This is a genomic window from Cystobacter fuscus (assembly GCF_044360685.1).
In the GTDB taxonomy this organism is placed as follows: Bacteria; Myxococcota; Myxococcia; order Myxococcales; family Myxococcaceae; genus Cystobacter; species Cystobacter fuscus_C.
Genome location: NZ_CP043491.1, coordinates 1,485,872 through 1,503,161 on the forward strand (window position 1 = coordinate 1,485,872; position 17,290 = coordinate 1,503,161).

The following is a 17,290-nucleotide window of genomic DNA, read 5'->3' on the forward strand; positions in this document are numbered from 1 at the left end:
CGAGGGCTCGGACGTCTGTCCCGCCGCGGCCTCGTCCATCATCCACTGCGTCTGCTTCACCCGCGCCGCCGGCAGGTCCTCACCCGCGCGGAAGCGCCGCACGATGTCCTGCTTGCCCGCGCCACTCACCAGCCCCAGCACCTTCCGGGCGGACTGGAGCACGGGCAGCGTCAGCGTCATGCGCCACGGGGGCGGTTTGGGGCCCACCACCGCGAGCACCCGCCGCTCCTTCTCCTCAAGCGCGGCGTGCCCGGGGAAGAGCGAGGCCGTGTGGCCATCCTCGCCCATGCCCAGCACCACCACGTCCAGCACCTCGGGCAGGAGCTTCTCGTAGTCGCGCGCCGCCTGCTCGCGATCCTCGCGCTCGCCCTGCATCCGGAACACCTGATGGGGCTGGATGCCCAGGGGCTCGAGCAGCGTCTGCTTCGCCAGCAGGTAGTTGCTGTCCGGGCTGTCCGGCGGCACGAAGCGCTCGTCCACGAAGTAGAAGTCCACCAGCGCCCAGGGCACGTCCTGCTTCGCCAGCTCCCGGTACACCTGCCCCGTCGTGCTTCCACCCGACAGGGCGAGGCTGGCGCGCTGGCCTCCCGCCACCGCCTCGAGCAGGGCGCGGGAGATCCACTCCGCGCCCCGCCGGCCCAGCTCGTCCTTTCGCACCACCAGGGGCGTGGCGCTCATCACTTCAGCTCCATCCAGCGCCGGCCATCCCGCGACAGCAGATCCTTCGCGGCATCCGGGCCCACGCCGCCGGGCGCGTAGGTGTGCATCGGACCACCCTTGCCCCCTTCCAGCGCCTCGATGATGGGGGTGACCCAGGCCCACGCCTGCTCCACGCTGTCCTGGCGGGCGAAGAGGGTGGTGTTGCCCCGCATGCAGTCGAGCATCAGCCGCTCGTAGGCCTCCGGCACCGGCTTGTCGAAGCTCTCGGCGTAGTCGAAGTCCATGGTGACGCCCGCGATGTTGATGTCCTCGCCGGGCACCTTGGACTCGAAGCTCAGCGCGATGCCCTCGCGCGGCTGGATGCGCAGCGTGAGCACGTTGGGCTGCAGCCGCTGGCAGGTGTCGCTCGTGTTGAAGAGGCAGTGCGGCACGGACTTGAAGTGGATGGACACCTGCGTCACGCGCTTGCTCAGGCTCTTGCCCGCGCGCACGTAGAAGGGCACGCCCTGCCAGCGCCACGTGTCGATATAGGCCTTGAGCGCCACGTAGGTGGGCACCTTGGAGTCCTTGGACACGCCCTCCTCGTCGAGGTAGCCCTGGTACTGCCCCTGCACCACCGAGCGGGAGATTTCACTGCCCTCGATGGAGCGCAGCGCGCGGAACACCTTGTTCTTCTCGTCGCGGATGTCCTCCGCGCCGAAGGAGATGGGCGGCTCCATGGCGCACAGGGCCAGCACCTGCAACAGGTGGTTCTGCACCATGTCGCGGATGACTCCCGTCTCGTCGTAGAAGCCGCCGCGTCCCTCCACGCCCACCTTCTCCGCCGCGGTGATCTCCACGTGGTCGATGTGCTGGCGGTTCCACAAGGGCTCGAAGATGGCGTTGGCGAAGCGGAAGACGAGGATGTTCTGCACCGTCTCCTTGCCCAGGTAGTGGTCGATGCGGAAGATCTGCCTCTCCTCCAGCACCGAGGCCAGCTCGCGGTTGAGGGCCTTGGCGCTCGCCAGGTCCCGCCCGAAGGGCTTCTCCACGATGATGCGGCGCCAGGGCTTCTTCACCTCGGCGTCCTCGCGGTAGAGCAGCCCGGACTGCGCCAGGCCATTGAGGATGGTGGAGAACGTGGAGGCGGGCGTGGCCAGGTAGTAGAGCTGATTGCCCTGCGTGCCCAGGCGCTTGGCCGTGTCGTCCAGGTGCTCGCGCAGGCGGATGAAGGACTCGGGGTCATCGTAGGCGCCCGACATCATCTCCAGCTTGGAGGAGAGCTTCTCCCAGGTGGCCTCGTCCAGGGGCTGGGTACGGGCGTACTTCTGCAGGCCCTCCTTCACCTGGGCGCGCAGCTTCTCCACGTTGTGCTTGGAGCGGCTGAAGGCGACGACGGCGAACTGCTCGGGCAGCGAGCCCTGGCGCGCCAGTTCGAAGAGCGCGGGGAAGAGCTTGCGCTGGGCCAGGTCTCCCGTGGCGCCGAAGAGCACGATGATGCAGGGGTCGGGTCTCCCCGCGCGCAGCAGGGGATCTCCTTCGCGGGGATGGGTCTCGATGTGCAGGCCCTTGTCGTCCATGTCGCCCTCCGGATTCCGGATGTAGGGGTGATAGAGCGCTATGCTCGTGCGTCCGTGAAGGCGGCCATATATCGGGGAGCGCGCTGACCGCCAGCCGCATGTGAATGTCCACTGTGGTATGGGGGCCGGGACAACCGTTCGCCGGATGACGTGTGGAAGCACCCTGGATGAGCCCACCCATGTATGTGCGTCCCTACCACCCGAAGGATCGCGAGGCCGTGTATGACATCTGTGTGCGCACGGGTGCGTCCGGTCAGGACGCCCGGGGCCACTACCGGAGCGACGACCTGCTCCCCGATGTCTACGCCGGCCCCTACCTGGAACTCGAGCCGCACCTCGCGTTCGTGCTCGACGAGGGCGGACGCGCGGTCGGGTACGTGCTCGGCACCGCCGACACGCCGTCCTTCGTGAAGGCCTGGCGCGCCCGGTGGTTGCCCCTCGTGGCCGGCCGCCATCCCCCTCCGGTCGAGCCGGCACGCACCCCGGATGAGCGGCTCATCTCCACGCTGCACCACCCCGAGCGGATGCTCTCTCCCGAGCTGGCCCCCCACCCGGCGCACCTGCACGTCGACCTGCTCCCGCATGCGCAGGGGGCCGGGTACGGCCGGCGCCTCGTGGAGACCTTCCTCGCCGCCGCCGCCGCCGCCGGCGCCCCCTCCCTGCATCTGGGCACGGGCAACGACAACACCCGGGCGCTGCGTTTCTACGAGCGCCTGGGCTTCCAGCGGCTCACGGTGGCGGGCGTCGGGGGCACCACGTTCTTCTGGCGCCCCACCCGGTGATGCGTGTCGTCCCCTCGTGCCGAGCCGCTCAGAGCCCGAGCGAGTCCAGCGCGTCGCAGCGCTGCGCGTTCAGGTTCGAGCCGTGCCCGAGCTCCAGGTTGATCTCGAGGTACTTCTCCTCCTCCCGCGTATACGCGGGCCACTGCACCGCGCCCTCGGTGTTCGGATTTCCCCCGGCGGCGAAGCGGGTCCAGTAGCCGATGAGCTTCGTGGACAGCTCCCGCTCGGACTCGGAGTCCAGGGCGAAGCGGCCCCGGCTCAGGCCGAAGACGAAGGGCAGCTCGGCGGAGTGGTACGCGCCCAGCTTCAGGAAGCTGCCGAAGATGCTGCCAAAGGCCTTCTTGGGCTCGTAGGTGAAGAAATAGGCATGCACGGGCTGCCCCTGCTCCACCAGCGTGCGCGCGAGCCGGCGGGTGGGGCACACGAACATCGCGTCCCCCAGCAGCCGGCTGAAGGCCGCCTTGGGCGAGGCGAAGTCCTTCGTCGGATAGGCGCGCAGCAGCTGCTCGGCCTTGCCCGGCGCGCGCACGTTCACCGCGGCCTCGTACTGCTCGGGCGTGTCGATCTTCGCCTGGAGGGTGAAGATCGTGCCCTCGTCCCGGTTGGCGCCGAGCAGCAGGGGCACCCGCGCGTACTTGCCCTCCGCGAGGAGCTGGCGCGGCGCCGCGGGAATGACGTTCCCATCCACCACCGGCCCGAAGCCCACCCGCGGCTTGATCAGATCGAGCGCGGCCCCACTCGCGGCGAGCAGTTGCTCGGGCGTCCGGGTGCGCAGGCACGCGGCGATGTCTCCCTCCGTGCAGCCCACCTCGCGCGCGAAGCGCACCCCGCGCTCCTCGGCGCTGTCCTCCTGCTCGGGTGTGCCCGGATCCTTCAGCGGCGTGGTGCCCAGGTAGCAGGTGCCGCTCTCGGCGATGACGCGGTGGAAGAGGCCCTGCGCCGCGGGCGAGACCATCTGCAGGCACGCGGAGATGGCACCCGCGGACTCGCCGAAGAGCGTGATGTTGGTGGGGTCTCCTCCGAAGGCGGAGACGTGGTCACGCACCCACTCGAGCGCGAGCCGCTGGTCCATGAGGCCGTAGTTGCCCGAGGCGCCCGCGGGTGCTCCGGCGCCGAGCGCGGGGTGGGCGAGGAAGCCCAGCGCGCCCAGCCGGTAGTTCATGCTCACCACCACCACGCCCGCGTGGGCCAGGGCCGAGCCGTCGTACAGCTCATCCCGGCTCGAGCCGAGGGTGAAGGCGCCACCGTGGATGTAGACCATCACCGGCGCGGGCTTCTGGGGCTTGAGCGCGGGCGTCCACACGTTGAGGGTGAGGCAGTCCTCGCTGGTGCCCTCGACGGGCTTGCCGTTGCGCATGTCCGCCTGGGGGCAGGGAAAGCCGAAGCGCGAGGCATCGCGCGGGGTGCTCCACGCCTCGGCGGGCTCGGGAGCGCGCCAGCGGCGCTCGCCCGTGGGGGGCTGGGCGAAGGGGATGCCGAGGAAGGCGGCGCTGCCATCCGCATAGGCCAGGCCCTGGACGGGTCCCCGGCCGGTCTCGACCACCGGCGCGGGTCCCTTGGCCAGTTCGGGCCCCGCCGAGTGGGCACAGTGGGTGAGCAACAACAGGCAACTGGAGAGAAGAATCCGGGAGAACGAGCGCATGGGAGATCTGGAGCACATCCGCCCGTCTCCGCCCACGGTCATCTTTCGTGTGTCGTCCTCTCCCACCCCTTGCCGTGGGATGCATCCGGGAAGGTCATCGAATACAAGGGACGTTGACCCGTCTGGGAGACATATGAACCGGTATCTTGGCCCCGCGTCCCTTGCCGTGTCCCTGCTGGCCCTCGCCGTGGCCTTCTGGAGCCCTCGAGGAGGGGACGATGCGCCCGCTGCCCCGCCGCCTGCCTCCCCGGCCCCCGCGTCCTCTCCTCAAGCGGTGAAGGACCTGGAACTCCGGGTGAAGATGCTGGAGGACAACGCGCTGAGCCTGTCGCGGCGGTTGATGCTGCTGGAGCAGCGGCCGGCGGTCGCGGGAGCGGGTGGGGACGCCGCCGTTCCGGGAGGGCTGGCCACGGAGGTGGAGCAGCTCCGCTCGGAAGTGCGCTCCATGGTGGCGGGCGAGGCGCTGCAGTCCGAGGGGGGACGCGAGTACCTCAAGGGCGTGATGCGCTCGGTGCAGGACGAGATGCGCACCGAGCAGCGGCAGCAGCGGCAGCAGCAGATGGTGCAGAACATGGCGCAGGCGCAGGCGCAGCAGGCCGAGCGCGTGCGCCGCTTCGCCACCGAGGCGCGGTTGAGCTCCAGCCAGGAGCGCGATGTCCTGCGCCACCTGGAGAACGAGTCCACCCGGCGCCAGGAACTCTTCCAGGCGATGCAGAGCGGTTCGGAGCCGCGCAACACGCGTCAGGAACTGCGGCAGTTGCGCGAGCAGACGGACACGCAGATCAAGGCCCTGCTCGATGAGTCCCAGCAGGCCCAGTACGACCAGATGCGCCGCGAGGAGCGGCGGGGTGGACGGGACCGCGGGGACGGGCAGGGGCAGGCGGCGGGAGACGGGCGCTGAGGGAGCCCGGGCTCACGGGGGACCCGGCGGCAGCTCGCCGTCGGGGGGAAGTTGAAGGGCCTCGACGCGCGAGAAGGCATCGAGGATGGCACGGACGATGGCGCCGCGGCCGGTGACGAAGGCGCTCAGGTGCCCCCCGGACAGGTAGCGCAGCTCGGCTCCCCGCCAGTGTTGGAGCAGGCGCAGGGTGGAGGCGGCGGGGACGAAGCCATCCTGGCGCGCGGCCATGAAGATGGCCCGCTTGGGGTGGGGCAGGGGCGGCAGCGCGGTGGTGGCCGTGGCGGAGAGCAACTCCTGGAGCCGCTGGCGCGCCGCCTCGGTGCTTCCCAGGGGCCGGCCCAGGGTCTCCCAGTCGGGGAGGGCGGACATCACGCCCTCGGTGAAGACGGGGGCCGCGGCGTGGGCGGCGGCCAGGGGGATGACGGCCACGGGCAGGGGGAACAGGGCGGCGGCGTAGGCGGCGATGCTGCCCCCCATGCTGTAGCCGCAGATGCCCACCTTGGGGTGTCCCCGCGCGAGCAGCCACCCGAGCAGCGCCGTCGCCTCCACCGCCGTGGCGCGGAACATGAGCAGCAGGTCCGCCACGGTGCGCACCGCGGGGCCCTTCTGCGAGGGCGGACGCCGCGAGCCGTAGTAGGGATTCTCCAACAGCAGCGCGCCCACGCCCGAGCGCGCCAGCTTCCCGGCGATGAAGCGGCGCAGGCCGAAGCCCTCGTCTCCCGAGGACGCGAGGAAGACGCACACCGGAGGCAGCGGACCGGCCCCGTGGGGGAGCAGCAACTGGAAGCGCGCCTCCTGGCACGCGGCGGGCAGCGAGCCCACGGCCGCGGGGCTCGGAAAGCGTCCCTCCTGGACGAGCAGGTGCCCCTCGCGCCGGCGCGGGCTCATCCGCACGTCGGACAACTCCGGGAAGGCGAAGCCCTGGGGTCCCCGGGTGAGCTTCTCCAGGAGGGCGGACGAGCCCCATCCGTCCTCGAAGAAGCGCGGCTGGCGCGCCACCACCCACCTCGCGCAGAGCGCGTCCAGCCAGTGCATGCGGTTCATCCATCCATCCTCGCCGCGTCCGGACGGCCTGCCAACCGGCAAGCCTCCGGACACGGGCGGGGAGCGCCGTCACGGCTGATCGTGAACGAACTGGTGCGCGGGCTCGGGCTGATCCGCCACGGACTCCGCGGTGTCGGCGGGAGGCACCGGCCCCTGCTGGAGGAACGCGGGCTGCCGGTAGGGACTGTCCACCGGGCCTGGCGGCGTGTCCGACGCCGGCGCCGCGGTGCTCAGGGCGGACTTCAGGCTGGAGCCCACCGTCTTCGTCAGCGTGAGACTGTCGCGCACGGTGTTGCTGGAGGTGATGAACTTCGCCGTCAGCGTGCCGCCGTCCACCGTCACGTCGAGGAAGCCCACGTTGGTGTCGTCGCGGAAGGCGGACCAGCTCGGCTGCGAGGTCTCGAAGGGACGCATGGTGGCGCCACCGCTGCCCACCACGAGGTAGGGAATGCCCTTCGTGCCCGAGGCCGCCACCGCCTCGCCCTTCATCGGCTTGGAGCGCTCGTAGTTGTGATCATGCCCGGTGAGCACCAGGTCCACCCCGTACTGCTCGAAGAGGGCGGCGAACGCCTTGCGCATGGAGGTGCTCGAGCCGTGCTCGCCGCTGGACCAGAGCGGATGGTGGAAGAAGACGATCTTCCAGGGCCGCGTGGTGGCGGCCAGATCCTTGGCCACCCAGTCCTGCTGAATTGCCTTGGTGCACTCGGTGGTGGGGTAGCTCAGGCAGTTGGAGTCGAGCGAGACGAAGTGCACCGGACCCCAGTCGAACGAGTAGTAGCGCTCGGTGCGCGCGGAGTTGTTGGCCGGCAGGTAGAAGTTGTCCAGGTAGGGCTGGGCGTTGCTGGTGATGTACTCGTGGTTGCCCGGCGTGGGGAACAGGGGCGTGCGCCGCAGCAGGGCCGCCATGGGGGTGAACATGTTGCTCTGGAACTCCGCGTCCGTCCCGGAGGAGTACGCGTTGTCGCCGAGCGTGAGGAGGAACTCGCCCGCGCGCTCGGGCGTGAGCACCTGGAGCACCTTGCGCTGCAGCGAGCCGCCCGTGCCAAAGTCCCCCATGGCGGTGAAGTGCACGCGCGTGACGTCCGGGCCCGTGGCCGTCTGGAAGGTGCGCGCGCCCGTGACCGAGCCACACGCCTCGACCACATAGCTGTACGTGCGGCCCGGGGTCAGTCCGTCCAGCTTCACCGCGTGGCGGTAGCCCGTGACCGTGGCCGAGGCCGAGCGCGACAGGTACGCGCCCTCGCCGAAGCGCACGAAGGGCGTGCAGGAGGTGCTGGTGCGGAAGGCCACGAGTGCGCTGGTGGTGCCCACGCTCTGCAGGTACGGCTGGCGGGGCAGCGCCGGGCCCGAGTCCGTGGTGGGCGCGGGCGTGGGCGTGGGCGTCGTCGTCCCTCCGGCACACGCGCGCGCCTCGGCGATGGAGGCCCAGTCATTGACGGTGTTGCCGTTGACGGTGACGCGCACGTAGCGCGCCTGGCGCGCGCTGGGGAAGGCGTACGTCTGGGCCTCGTTCGTCAGGGCGCTGTCCCCGGCGTACGCCTGGGTGAAGGTGGTGCCATCCGTGGAGGTGGCGAGCGTGAAGTGGTTCTGGCGCGTGCTTCCCTGATGCCAGGCAATGGCGGTGCCCGAGAGTGATTGCGCGCTGCCCAGGTCGAGCGTGAGCCAGGCCCCCTTGCCCGGCCCGCTCCACCGCGTGGCCAGGTTGTCGTCCTGGGTATTGGCGGCCACGCTGCCCGCGCCGTCATCCCCACTCGCGGACGTGCTCAGGGTGGTCATCGCCTGGCAATTGCTCGCGGAGAAGCCCGGCGCGGGAGTTCCGGTGGTCGCTCCAGGCGGAAGGGATTCGCTCTTCTCCGACCCCACGTCATCGCGAGGCGCCGCGGGGGCGGGCTCCGTGACGGACGGCTCCTTCACCGGGGAGGAGGAGGACTGCTCACAGGCCGTGACCAGCAGCACGCCCAGCAGACAAGCGGACGAAATCAACGGATTGGCTTTGTGCATCGTGGGTGCACAAAGAGATGACGCACCCGCGTCATTCCAATCCCTGCCGAGGATTCTGAAGCCTGTCTACCGGGCAGCCGGGCTGGCGAGGAAGGGGCGGAGGAAGTCATCCGCTTCCGCGGTGATGCGCTCGAGCGAGGCCACCAGTTCATGGCCGTCGTCCACCTCGACGAGCCGCACGTGGCGCCGGCCCTGGGCCCATTCGCGTGAGTAGGAAATCTCCGTGGTGGTGTCCTGCCGGCCGTGGATGAGGAGCGTGGGCACACGCACGTCGGGGACTCCCTCCGAGCGGGCCTCCAGCGCGTCGAGTTCATCCAGGAGGCCGGCGTGCACCCGCGTCTGCCGCTTCTGCGCGTAGTCCTGGATCTCCAACCAACCCGTCTCGCGCCACCGGCGCAGGCCCGGCTCGCCCACCGTGCGCCGCATCTGCCGCGCGATGCGCAGGGCGGGCGCGAGCAGGACGAGCGCGCACACCCGCGCGTCCTCCTGCGCCACGTGGCATGCGGTCAGCCCCCCCATGCTGGAGCCGAAGAGGATGGCCCGATCCCGCTCTCCCCCCAGGGCCTCGCGCACCGTGCCCACCATCGCGCCGAAGCTCAGGTGCTCGAGCGAGGGCTGGCGCAGGTTCAGCCGCTCCAGGTGGATTCCCTGGAGGGCGTAGTGCGCGGCGAGCTTCACGCCCTTGGCGGACTCGGGGCCCGAGGCGAAGCCGTGCAGATAGAGCCACTTGGGTCCTTGGGGAACAGTCATAGGGGGGCGCACTCTACTCCCTGGGGGGGAAGGTGCTATGCCCGCTCGTATGACGACTGCTCCCGTGGCGCTCATCACTGGTGGCTCGCGAGGCGTGGGCCGCGCGCTGTCCCTGCGGCTCGCGAAGGCGGGCTATGACATCGTGTCCACCTACCGGCGTGATGCCGAGGCCGCTTCCCTGCTCGCCCGTGACGTCGAGGCGCTCGGCCGGCGCTGCCGCACCGTCGTGGCGGATCAGCTCGAGCCCGCCAGCCTCCATGCCGCGTTCGATCTGGTTCAGCAGGAGTTCGGCGCGCTGGACGTCTTCGTGGCCAACGCCGCCTCCACCGCCTTCACGCCGCTCATGCAGATGAAGCTCCACCAGATGGACAAGACCTTCAACGTCACGGTGAAGAGCTTCCTCCTGGGCGCCCAGCGCTCCGTGCCGCTGATGGAGGGGCGCAAGGGCCGCATGGTCGCCGTGTCCGGCATGGACTCGCGCATGCCGCTGCCCTTCCATGGCTTCCTGGGCTCGATGAAGGGCGCCATGGAAATCCTGGTGAAGTACCTCGCCGCCGAGCTGGCCCCGAATGGCATCCGCGTCAACGCCGTCAATCCGGGCTACATCGACACCGACTCCAGCCGCTTCTACATGGGTGATGCCTGGGCCACGCTCGAGGCCAAGGTGCGCGACACCGTGCCCGTGGGCCGCGTGGCCGACGGGGACGAGATCGCCAAGGCCATCGAGTGGTTGTGCTCCGAGGGCTCCTCGTACGTGAATGGCCAGACACTGGTGGTGGATGGCGGCCTGGAGATCAATTACGCCATGCAGTTCGCCAGCGCTCTCACCTCGTCCTCCAAGTGAACCCCCCCCGGCTTCGCATGGCCTCCGGGGTAGGGTAGATAGGGGACCACGAATGCCCACTCGTCTGCGCCTCTATCAGGTCGACGCCTTCTCTCCCCAGGTCTTCGGCGGCAACCCCGCCGCCGTGTGTCCGTTGGACGCCTGGCTGCCGGATGAGGTGCTCCAGGCGATCGCCGCGGAGAACAACCTCTCCGAGACGGCCTTCGTGCTGCGCGACGAGGTGCGCGGCTGGCAGATCCGCTGGTTCACCCCCACCCAGGAGGTGGACCTGTGCGGCCATGCCACGCTGGCCGCGGCCTACATCCTCTTCACGCGCCTGGCGCCGGGCCTGGAGAAGGCCGAGTTCCACTCCCGCTCGGGTCCGCTGGTGGTGACGCAGCAGGAGGGCGAGTGGATGGAGATGGACTTCCCTTCCTGGGTGCCCGAGCCGTGCGCGATGCCGGAGGGGCTCGCCGAGGCCCTGGGCGCCGAGCCGCGAGAGACATTGGTGACGCGCGACCTGTTGGTCGTCTTCGACACCGAGGAGCAGGTGCGCGCGCTCGCGCCGGACATGGCCAGGCTCGCCGCGCTGGAGTACTTCGCGGTGGTGCCGACGGCGCGGGGCTCGGAGGCGGACTTCGTCTCGCGCTTCTTCGCGCCGCGCGTGGGTGTGCCGGAGGATCCGGTGACGGGCTCGGCGCACTGCTCGCTGGTGCCCTACTGGGCGCGCGTGCTGGGCAAGCGCCAGTTGCTCGCCCATCAGCTCTCCGCGCGCGGCGGTGTGCTCCAGTGCGAGGAGCGCGGCGAGCGCGTGGGCATCAGCGGTCAGGCGGTGCTCTACCTCGAGGGCCACATCACGCTGTGAGCCCTCCCGGGCTCAGGCCACCCGTTGCTCGGGCGCCTCACCCTGCTTCGCGGTCTGGCCCAGCGCCTCGAGGTGCATGTCGCGCACGCGTCCGGCCAGCTCCACCGGATCCTCCCCGAGCGCCCGCGCCGGCACCGGCGGCAGCACGCGCACCCGCACCCGGGCGCTCGCTCCCATCAACGGCCCGTCCCCCGCGATGACGTCCGTCGTGCCCTCGATGACCACCGGCACCACGGGCACCTGCTCCGCGATGGCCAGTTGGAAGGCGCCGCGCTTGAAGGGCAGGGGCTCGCGCGTACGCGCATAGGTGCCCTCCGGGTAGATGAACACCGCCACCCCCCGCCGCAGCCACCCGCGGCAGTCCTCCAGCATCCGCTCCATCGCCTGGGGATGGCCCCGCTTCACCGGGATGTACTCCATCAACTGCATCAGCCACCCGACGCACGGCGTGCGGAAGACCGCCTCCTTGGCGACGAATTTGAACGGGTGGTTGAGCCCCATGGACGCGAGGATGTCCGACGCGGACTGGTGGTTGGCCACGAGCACCGAGGGCCCCGGGGGCAGGTGCTCCCGGCCCTCGATGCGCACCCGCCAGCCCGGCCACGACAGGTAGAGCACGTGGCACCAGCCACACACGAAGGCGTGCAGCGCGTTGCGGTTCCGGTCGAAGGGCCAGGTGACGAGCCAGATCAGCGCTCCGATCGCCGTACAGAGCGGGGCGGTGCTCAGGAAGACGAGCCAGAACCACAGGGTGGCCAGGTACCTCATTCTCGGTGTCTCACGGTCAGCGGGGGCACAGCGGCCCCCCGGCAGCGGAAGGCGGCGCGTCATGATGCCCGCCCGGACGCCGGACCGCACGCCCGAAGCCGCCTGCCCGCCTGCTCCGCGCGGGAGAGAACGAGGGGAGGGGATTCCGCATTTGGCTCCACGCGCGCCAACGGGCACACTGGCGCTGCCTGAACGTGCGAGCAGGCAAGGGCTCTCCCGTCCCGCTCGCATCGCTCCTGGAGGGGTACGCACGGATGCGCCTGCTGCACACGTCGGACTGGCACCTGGGTCACTCACTGTACGACACCTCGCGCGAGGCCGAGCACTCGGCCTTCCTCGCGTGGTTGCTCGACACCCTGGCGGCGCGCGAGGTGGACGCGCTGCTCGTGGCCGGTGACATCTTCGACACCTCCAACCCCAGCGCCGAGGCCCAGGCCTCCTGGTACGAGTTCGTCGCCCAGGCCCGCCAGCGCTGCCCGAACCTGGATGTCGTCGTCATCGGTGGCAACCACGACTCGGCCGCTCGGCTGGATGCGCCGGACCCCCTGCTCACCGCGCTCGGGGTGCGCGTGGTGGGCGGCCTCACGCGCTCCCGGGATGACCGCGGCCTGGAGCGGCTGCTGGTTCCGCTGCACGACGCCCGGGGACAGGTGGGCGCGTGGGTGGCGGCGGTACCCTACCTGCGGCCCGCGGATCTCCCCCTCCTCCCGGACGAGGCCGGCGACCGGCTCATCGAGGGCGTGCGCGCGGTGTACGCCGAGGTGCTCGACGGCGCGCGGGCGCGGCGCCAGCCCGGACAGGCGCTCGTGGCCATGGGCCATTGCTACATGGTGGGCACCGAGCTGAGCGAGCTGAGCGAGCGCCGCATCCTCGGCGGCAACCAGCACGCGCTCCCGGTGGACCTCTTCCCCGAGGACGTGGCGTACGCGGCGCTCGGGCACCTGCACAAGGCCCAGCGCGTGGGCGGGCGCGAGGGGGTGCGCTACAGCGGCTCGCCCCTTCCGCTGTCGCTGTCCGAGGCGAGCTACGTGCATCAGGTGCTGCTCGTGGACCTCGAGGGCGAGCACCTCGCCTCCGTGGAGTCCGTGCGCGTGCCCCGTCAGGCGGAGATCCTCCGGGTGCCCGAGCGCGGCGCGCCCGCGATGGACCTGGCCGCCGTGGTGAAGGCGCTCCAGGCCCTGCCCCCCGCCGAGGCCGGAATGGTGGAGTGGAAGCGCCCCTATCTGGAGGTGTGCGTGGAGCTGCCCAGGCCCGAGCCCGCCCTGCGCCGGCAGGTGGAGGCCGCGCTGGAGGGCAAGGCCGCGCGGCTGGTGAAGATCACCCCCCAGTACACCGGCACGGGCCTGTCGCTCGCGGAGTCACGGCCCGGGCCCTCGCTCAAGGATCGCACCCCCGAGGACGTGTTCCGCGCCCGTCACGCCCGGTACTACGAAGTGCCACCCGAGCCGGCGTTGCTTGAGGCCTTCCACGAACTGCTCACCCAGGTGCAGGAGGACGCGTCATGAAGATCTTGGCCATCCGCGGTCGCAACTTGGCGAGCCTCGTGGACGACTTCGCCCTGGAAATGGACCAGCCGCCGCTCGACCGGATGGGGCTGTTCGCCATCACCGGCGCCACGGGCGCGGGCAAGAGCACCCTGCTGGACGCCATGTGCTTGGCCCTCTTCGACTGCACGCCCCGGCTGGTTCAGGGCAGTGGGGTACTCGTGGGGCGCGCCGGTGAGGATGAGAAGGTACGCGTCAAGGATACTGATGCGCGCGGCATGTTGCGGCGTGGTGCTGTCGAGGGATTCGCCGAGGTGGAGTTTCTCGGACGGGATGGGCGGCGCTACCGCGCGAAATGGTCTGTGCATAGGGCGCGCGAACGCCTGGATGGCACCATCCAGCTGCCTGAGATGAGCCTCGTCGATGTGGCCTCCGGACAGCGCTTTGGCGCCAAGAAGAGCGAGGTGCTCAAGGCCATCGAGGAGAAGCTTGGCTTGTCCTTCGAGCAGTTCCGGCGCTCGGCTCTGCTCGCGCAAGGGGAGTTCGCCGCCTTCCTTCGTGCCAAGAAGGACGACCGCGCGGAGCTGCTCGAGCGCATGACGGGCACGGAGGTGTACAGCCGCATGTCGATCGCCGCGCACAAGCGTAAGCAGCAGGTGGATGCGGCGCTGGAGAAGCTGGCGCGGGGCGTGGAGGCCATCTCCTTGATGAGCGAGGAGGAGCGCCGGCAGCAGGAGGAGGGACTGGCGCGCGAGGAGGCGGCGCGGGCGGAGGCCCAGGCGGTGCAGTCCCGGGCGGAGCACGCGGTGCGCTGGTACCGGACGCGGGCGGAGCTGGCCGCCCGGGAGCGCGAGGCGGAAGCGGAGCGGGAGCGCGCGGGGCGGGCCCTCCAGGACGCTGAGCCCCGGCGGCTCGAATGGGAGCGGGTTCGCGCGGCGGAGGATCTGCGCGCTCCGGTCTCGGCGCTAGACGAGGCCACGGCGGCCCTGGCGGCGAGGGACGCGGAGCTGACCACGCGGCGCTCCGAGGAGGCGGTGGCGCGCGAGGTGGAACGTGGGGCCGAGGTGGCCCGGTTCGAGGCGGAGTCCCGGCGGGACGCGGCGGTGAAGGCGGAGGAGGCCGCACGGCCGGAGCTGGAGGCGGCCGAGGCGCTGGATGGGGAGATCCAACGCGCCGAGGAGCAGGCGCGGGACGCGGCGCGCACGCGGGACGAGGCGCTCGCGAGCGAGCAGCGCGCCCGGGCCGAGCTCTCGGTGCTGAGCGACCAGGAAGCCTCCGCGCGCAAGCGGCTCGAGGACATCCAGGCGTGGCGGGACAAGCGCGGGCCCGTGGAGCCCGTGGCCCGGGAGTGGTCCCGGTGGGAGACGGAGCTCCAGCGCTATCATCAACAGGCACGCCAGGAGGCCGCGGCCCAGGCGCTGCTCACGCGCACGCGCGCCGAGGCCGAGCCGCTTCGCCTCGAGGCGGAGCGCCGTGAGGTGGCGCGTCGCGAGACGTCCGAGGCGCTGCGTGGGGCCGAGGAGGAGGCCGCGCGGGCGGAGTCGGCGCTCGGCGCGGAAGCCGACGCGGCGCGGAGGCTGCGGCGCGAGGAGCTGGGCACCCGGCAGGAGGTGTTGAAGGAGCTGGAGCTCGCGCGAAAGGAAGCGCGCGAAGCGGCCCAGGCGTTGAGCGAGGCCACCCGGGAGGTGGACGAGGCCCGGAAGGAGCAAGCCACCGCGAACGCCGAGGCGGAGGCCGCGAAGGCGCGGCGCACCGGGCTCGACCCGGCGCTGAAGGAGGCACGGCGCGCGTTCGACCGGACGCGGGACGCGCTGGAGCTCAGTGCGCGCCGGGCGGACCTGCGCGAGGGCGAGCCCTGTCCCCTGTGTGGTGCGAAGGAGCACCCCTACGCACGCGAGGACGGGCCCCTGGCGGGACTCCTCGAGGAGGGACGCGGCCGGGTGGCGTCTTTGGAGAACGAGCTCCAGGAGGTGACGCGGACCGAGTCCGCCGCCATCGCCCGGGCCCAGGGCGCGGAGCAGCGCGCGGCACGGGCCGGGGAGCGTGGGGAGGCCGCGGCGAGGCGGAGCACCCCGCCCCGCGAGCGCTGGAGCCTCTTGCGCGCGAAGCTCACGGGCGCGCTTCCTCCCGAGTCCGTGGAGGCCCCGGAGGCCGAGGCCTGGTTGGCGGAGGCGCTCGCCGAGGTGCGCGTCCACTCCGAGCGGTTGAGGGCCGAGGAGGAACTCGCCGAGGCCCAGGCCCGCGAGGCAAAGGAGGCCCGGGCCCGGAGGGAGGCCGCGCGCACGGGCGCGGAGGCGGCGGAGAAGCTCTGGCGTCAGGCGGACGAGGCGTGGCGCAAGAACGTCGATGCCGAGGCCCTGCACCTGCGGGACGTGGAGCAGGCGGCGCATGGCCGCGAGGCGCTGCTGGCCGCGCTGTCGGCCGCCTTCACGGGCTGGCCCCGTTGGGAGAAGGAGCTGTCCACCGACGCGGCGGCCTTCCAGGCGCGCTGCGTGAAGGCCGTGAAGGAGTGGAACGCGAAGGACGAGGAGCTGCGCCAGGCCGAGGCCGAGGCGCGCGGCGCGGCGGAGAAGCGGGGCCCGGTGCAAGCCACGGTGGAGCTGCTGCACGCGCAGAGCACGGCCCGTGCCCAGGCGGCGACCGAGCGGGAAGAGGCCCTCGCGCGCGTGCGTGCCTCACGGGGCGCGCTGTTCGCGGGGCGTGCCACCGCCGAGGTGCGCGCGGCCCTTCGTCAGGAGCGGGAGGCACTCGCCCAGGCTCTCGAGTCCCGGCGCGAGGACGCCGCGCGGGCGGCACGGGCCATGGCGGTGGCCCTCGCCCGGACCGAGGCCGCGCTCGCGGCACGGGACACGGCGAGCGCCGCCCGGGACAGGGCCGAGGACTCCCTGGGCACGCGCCTGTCCGAGCGGGGCCTCTCCCTGGAGACCGCGCGGGGCCTGCTCGCGCGGGGCGCCGCGTGGTGCGCGGACGAGGAGCGGGCGCTGGGCCAGTTGCGGCAGGCCCACGACAAGTCCCTCCTGCTCGTCGAGGAGCGCCAGCGCCAGCGCCTCGAGCACGAGTCCTCCGCGCGGCCTCCCCTCTCCGAGGAGGACGCCGCGTCCGCGCTCGAGCGGGCCACCGCGGACACCCAGGCGCGTGTGGACGCCGCCGCCCGCCTCCGGGCCCGGCTCGCGCAGGACGATGATGCCCGGCGCCGCCACGGCGAGCAGGCCCGGCTGCTGGAGGAGGAGCAGCGCAAGAGCGGCGTGTGGCGCACGCTCAGTGAACTCATCGGCTCGCATGACGGCAAGAAGTTCAAGGTGTTCGCCCAGAGCCTCACCCTGGATGCGCTCCTGCACCACGCCAACGCACACCTGGAGCAACTGGCGCCCCGCTACCACCTCATGCGTGTGCCTGGGTACGACCTGGACCTCCAGGTGGTGGATCGAGACATGGGTGACGAGGTGCGCGCCGTCTCCAGCCTCTCCGGCGGAGAGAGCTTCCTCGTCTCGCTCGCGCTCGCGCTCGGCCTCGCCTCGCTCTCCTCGGAGACGACCCAGGTGGAGACGCTCTTCATCGACGAGGGCTTCGGCACGCTGGACCCCGAGACCCTGGAAGTGGCCCTGGCCACGCTCGACGCGCTCCAGGCCACGGGCAGGCAGGTGGGCATCATCTCCCACGTGTCGGGACTCGCCGAGCGCATCGGTGTGCAGGTACGCGTGGTGAAGCAGGGCGCGGGTCGCAGCCGCCTCCAGGTCGTGGGCGAAGCGGGCTTGCCAGGTTCCCGGGCGTCCGCGTCCCGGCGCTCGCTGGCGATGGGATAGAATGGTAGTGGATGGACTCCCCCCACTCCGGATTGTCCGGGGTGTGACTCAGATTGGGACGATGGAAAAATTCTTCGACCCTTCTGCACTCTTCACGAGTGAACGCCCCCGTCGCATTTGCACACCCGGGGGCGGAGTTTCGTACTCTTCTGTTTCCATACGGGCCGGCGTATGGAACAGGAGGGCAGGTTACACAATCACCCACTAG

At 71.2% G+C, this 17,290-nt stretch carries 12 protein-coding genes and 1 pseudogene; 6 read left to right on the plus strand and 7 right to left on the minus strand.

What is annotated here, in order from left to right:
• Positions 1–30: 30 nt before the first annotated feature.
• Together pgl and zwf are read right to left on the minus strand one after the other, a co-directional pair.
• Positions 31–678, minus strand: a pseudogene (pgl, locus tag F0U63_RS06225) (6-phosphogluconolactonase); the annotation flags it as partial.
• Positions 678–2,219, minus strand: coding sequence for a glucose-6-phosphate dehydrogenase (gene zwf, locus F0U63_RS06230; protein WP_395844686.1), 1,542 nt, complete (start codon positions 2,217–2,219; stop codon positions 678–680). The gene zwf and the pseudogene pgl, both read right to left, overlap by 1 nt.
• A gap of 167 nt (positions 2,220–2,386) precedes the next feature.
• Between zwf and F0U63_RS06235 the strand changes: the two genes are divergently transcribed.
• Positions 2,387–3,001 carry a GNAT family N-acetyltransferase gene (locus F0U63_RS06235; protein ID WP_395844688.1) on the plus strand — a complete coding sequence of 205 codons (615 nt, stop codon included), beginning with the start codon at positions 2,387–2,389 and terminating at the stop codon, positions 2,999–3,001.
• Between the two features lie 28 nt (positions 3,002–3,029).
• Here the strand turns inward: F0U63_RS06235 and F0U63_RS06240 are convergent, their stop codons facing one another.
• Positions 3,030–4,643, minus strand: a complete 1,614-nt coding sequence (locus tag F0U63_RS06240) for a carboxylesterase/lipase family protein (protein ID WP_395844690.1) — start codon at positions 4,641–4,643, stop codon at positions 3,030–3,032.
• Positions 4,644–4,776: 133 nt separating this feature from the next.
• Between F0U63_RS06240 and F0U63_RS06245 the strand changes: the two genes are divergently transcribed.
• Positions 4,777–5,544: a hypothetical protein gene (locus tag F0U63_RS06245; RefSeq protein WP_395844692.1), complete on the plus strand. Its 768-nt coding sequence runs from the start codon at positions 4,777–4,779 to the stop codon at positions 5,542–5,544.
• 12 nt (positions 5,545–5,556) lie between these two features.
• On the opposite strand, the gene F0U63_RS06250 is transcribed toward F0U63_RS06245, so the two are convergent.
• The 3 genes from F0U63_RS06250 to F0U63_RS06260 form a co-directional block, all read right to left on the minus strand.
• Complete coding sequence (locus F0U63_RS06250) at positions 5,557–6,588, minus strand: alpha/beta hydrolase family protein (RefSeq protein WP_395844694.1); 1,032 nt, start codon at positions 6,586–6,588, stop codon at positions 5,557–5,559.
• Between the two features lie 69 nt (positions 6,589–6,657).
• Positions 6,658–8,589: a discoidin domain-containing protein gene (locus F0U63_RS06255; RefSeq protein ID WP_395844696.1), complete on the minus strand. Its 1,932-nt coding sequence runs from the start codon at positions 8,587–8,589 to the stop codon at positions 6,658–6,660.
• Positions 8,590–8,655: 66 nt separating this feature from the next.
• Entirely contained in the window at positions 8,656–9,339 is a 684-nt protein-coding gene (locus F0U63_RS06260) for a YqiA/YcfP family alpha/beta fold hydrolase (RefSeq protein ID WP_395844698.1), read from the minus strand.
• Positions 9,340–9,388: 49 nt separating this feature from the next.
• On the opposite strand from F0U63_RS06260, the gene F0U63_RS06265 reads away from it, so the two are divergent.
• Both F0U63_RS06265 and F0U63_RS06270 read left to right on the plus strand, forming a co-directional pair.
• Positions 9,389–10,183 carry an SDR family oxidoreductase gene (locus F0U63_RS06265; RefSeq protein WP_395844700.1) on the plus strand — a complete coding sequence of 265 codons (795 nt, stop codon included), beginning with the start codon at positions 9,389–9,391 and terminating at the stop codon, positions 10,181–10,183.
• A gap of 52 nt (positions 10,184–10,235) precedes the next feature.
• A complete protein-coding gene (locus F0U63_RS06270; RefSeq protein ID WP_395844702.1) occupies positions 10,236–11,027 on the plus strand; it encodes a PhzF family phenazine biosynthesis protein in 792 nt (263 codons plus the stop codon).
• Positions 11,028–11,039: 12 nt separating this feature from the next.
• Here F0U63_RS06270 and F0U63_RS06275 read toward each other — a convergent pair whose 3' ends face one another.
• Positions 11,040–11,795, minus strand: a complete 756-nt coding sequence (locus F0U63_RS06275; RefSeq protein ID WP_395844704.1) for a lysophospholipid acyltransferase family protein — start codon at positions 11,793–11,795, stop codon at positions 11,040–11,042.
• A gap of 254 nt (positions 11,796–12,049) precedes the next feature.
• Here F0U63_RS06275 and F0U63_RS06280 point away from each other — a divergent pair, with 254 nt between their 5' ends.
• Both F0U63_RS06280 and F0U63_RS06285 read left to right on the plus strand, forming a co-directional pair.
• Positions 12,050–13,300: an exonuclease SbcCD subunit D C-terminal domain-containing protein gene (locus F0U63_RS06280; RefSeq protein WP_395844706.1), complete on the plus strand. Its 1,251-nt coding sequence runs from the start codon at positions 12,050–12,052 to the stop codon at positions 13,298–13,300.
• Positions 13,297–17,082 (plus strand): AAA family ATPase, encoded by a 3,786-nt coding sequence (locus F0U63_RS06285; protein ID WP_395844708.1) that lies wholly within the window; start codon positions 13,297–13,299, stop codon positions 17,080–17,082. Before F0U63_RS06280 ends, F0U63_RS06285 begins: the two co-directional genes overlap by 4 nt.
• The last annotated feature ends 208 nt before the right edge of the window (positions 17,083–17,290 follow it).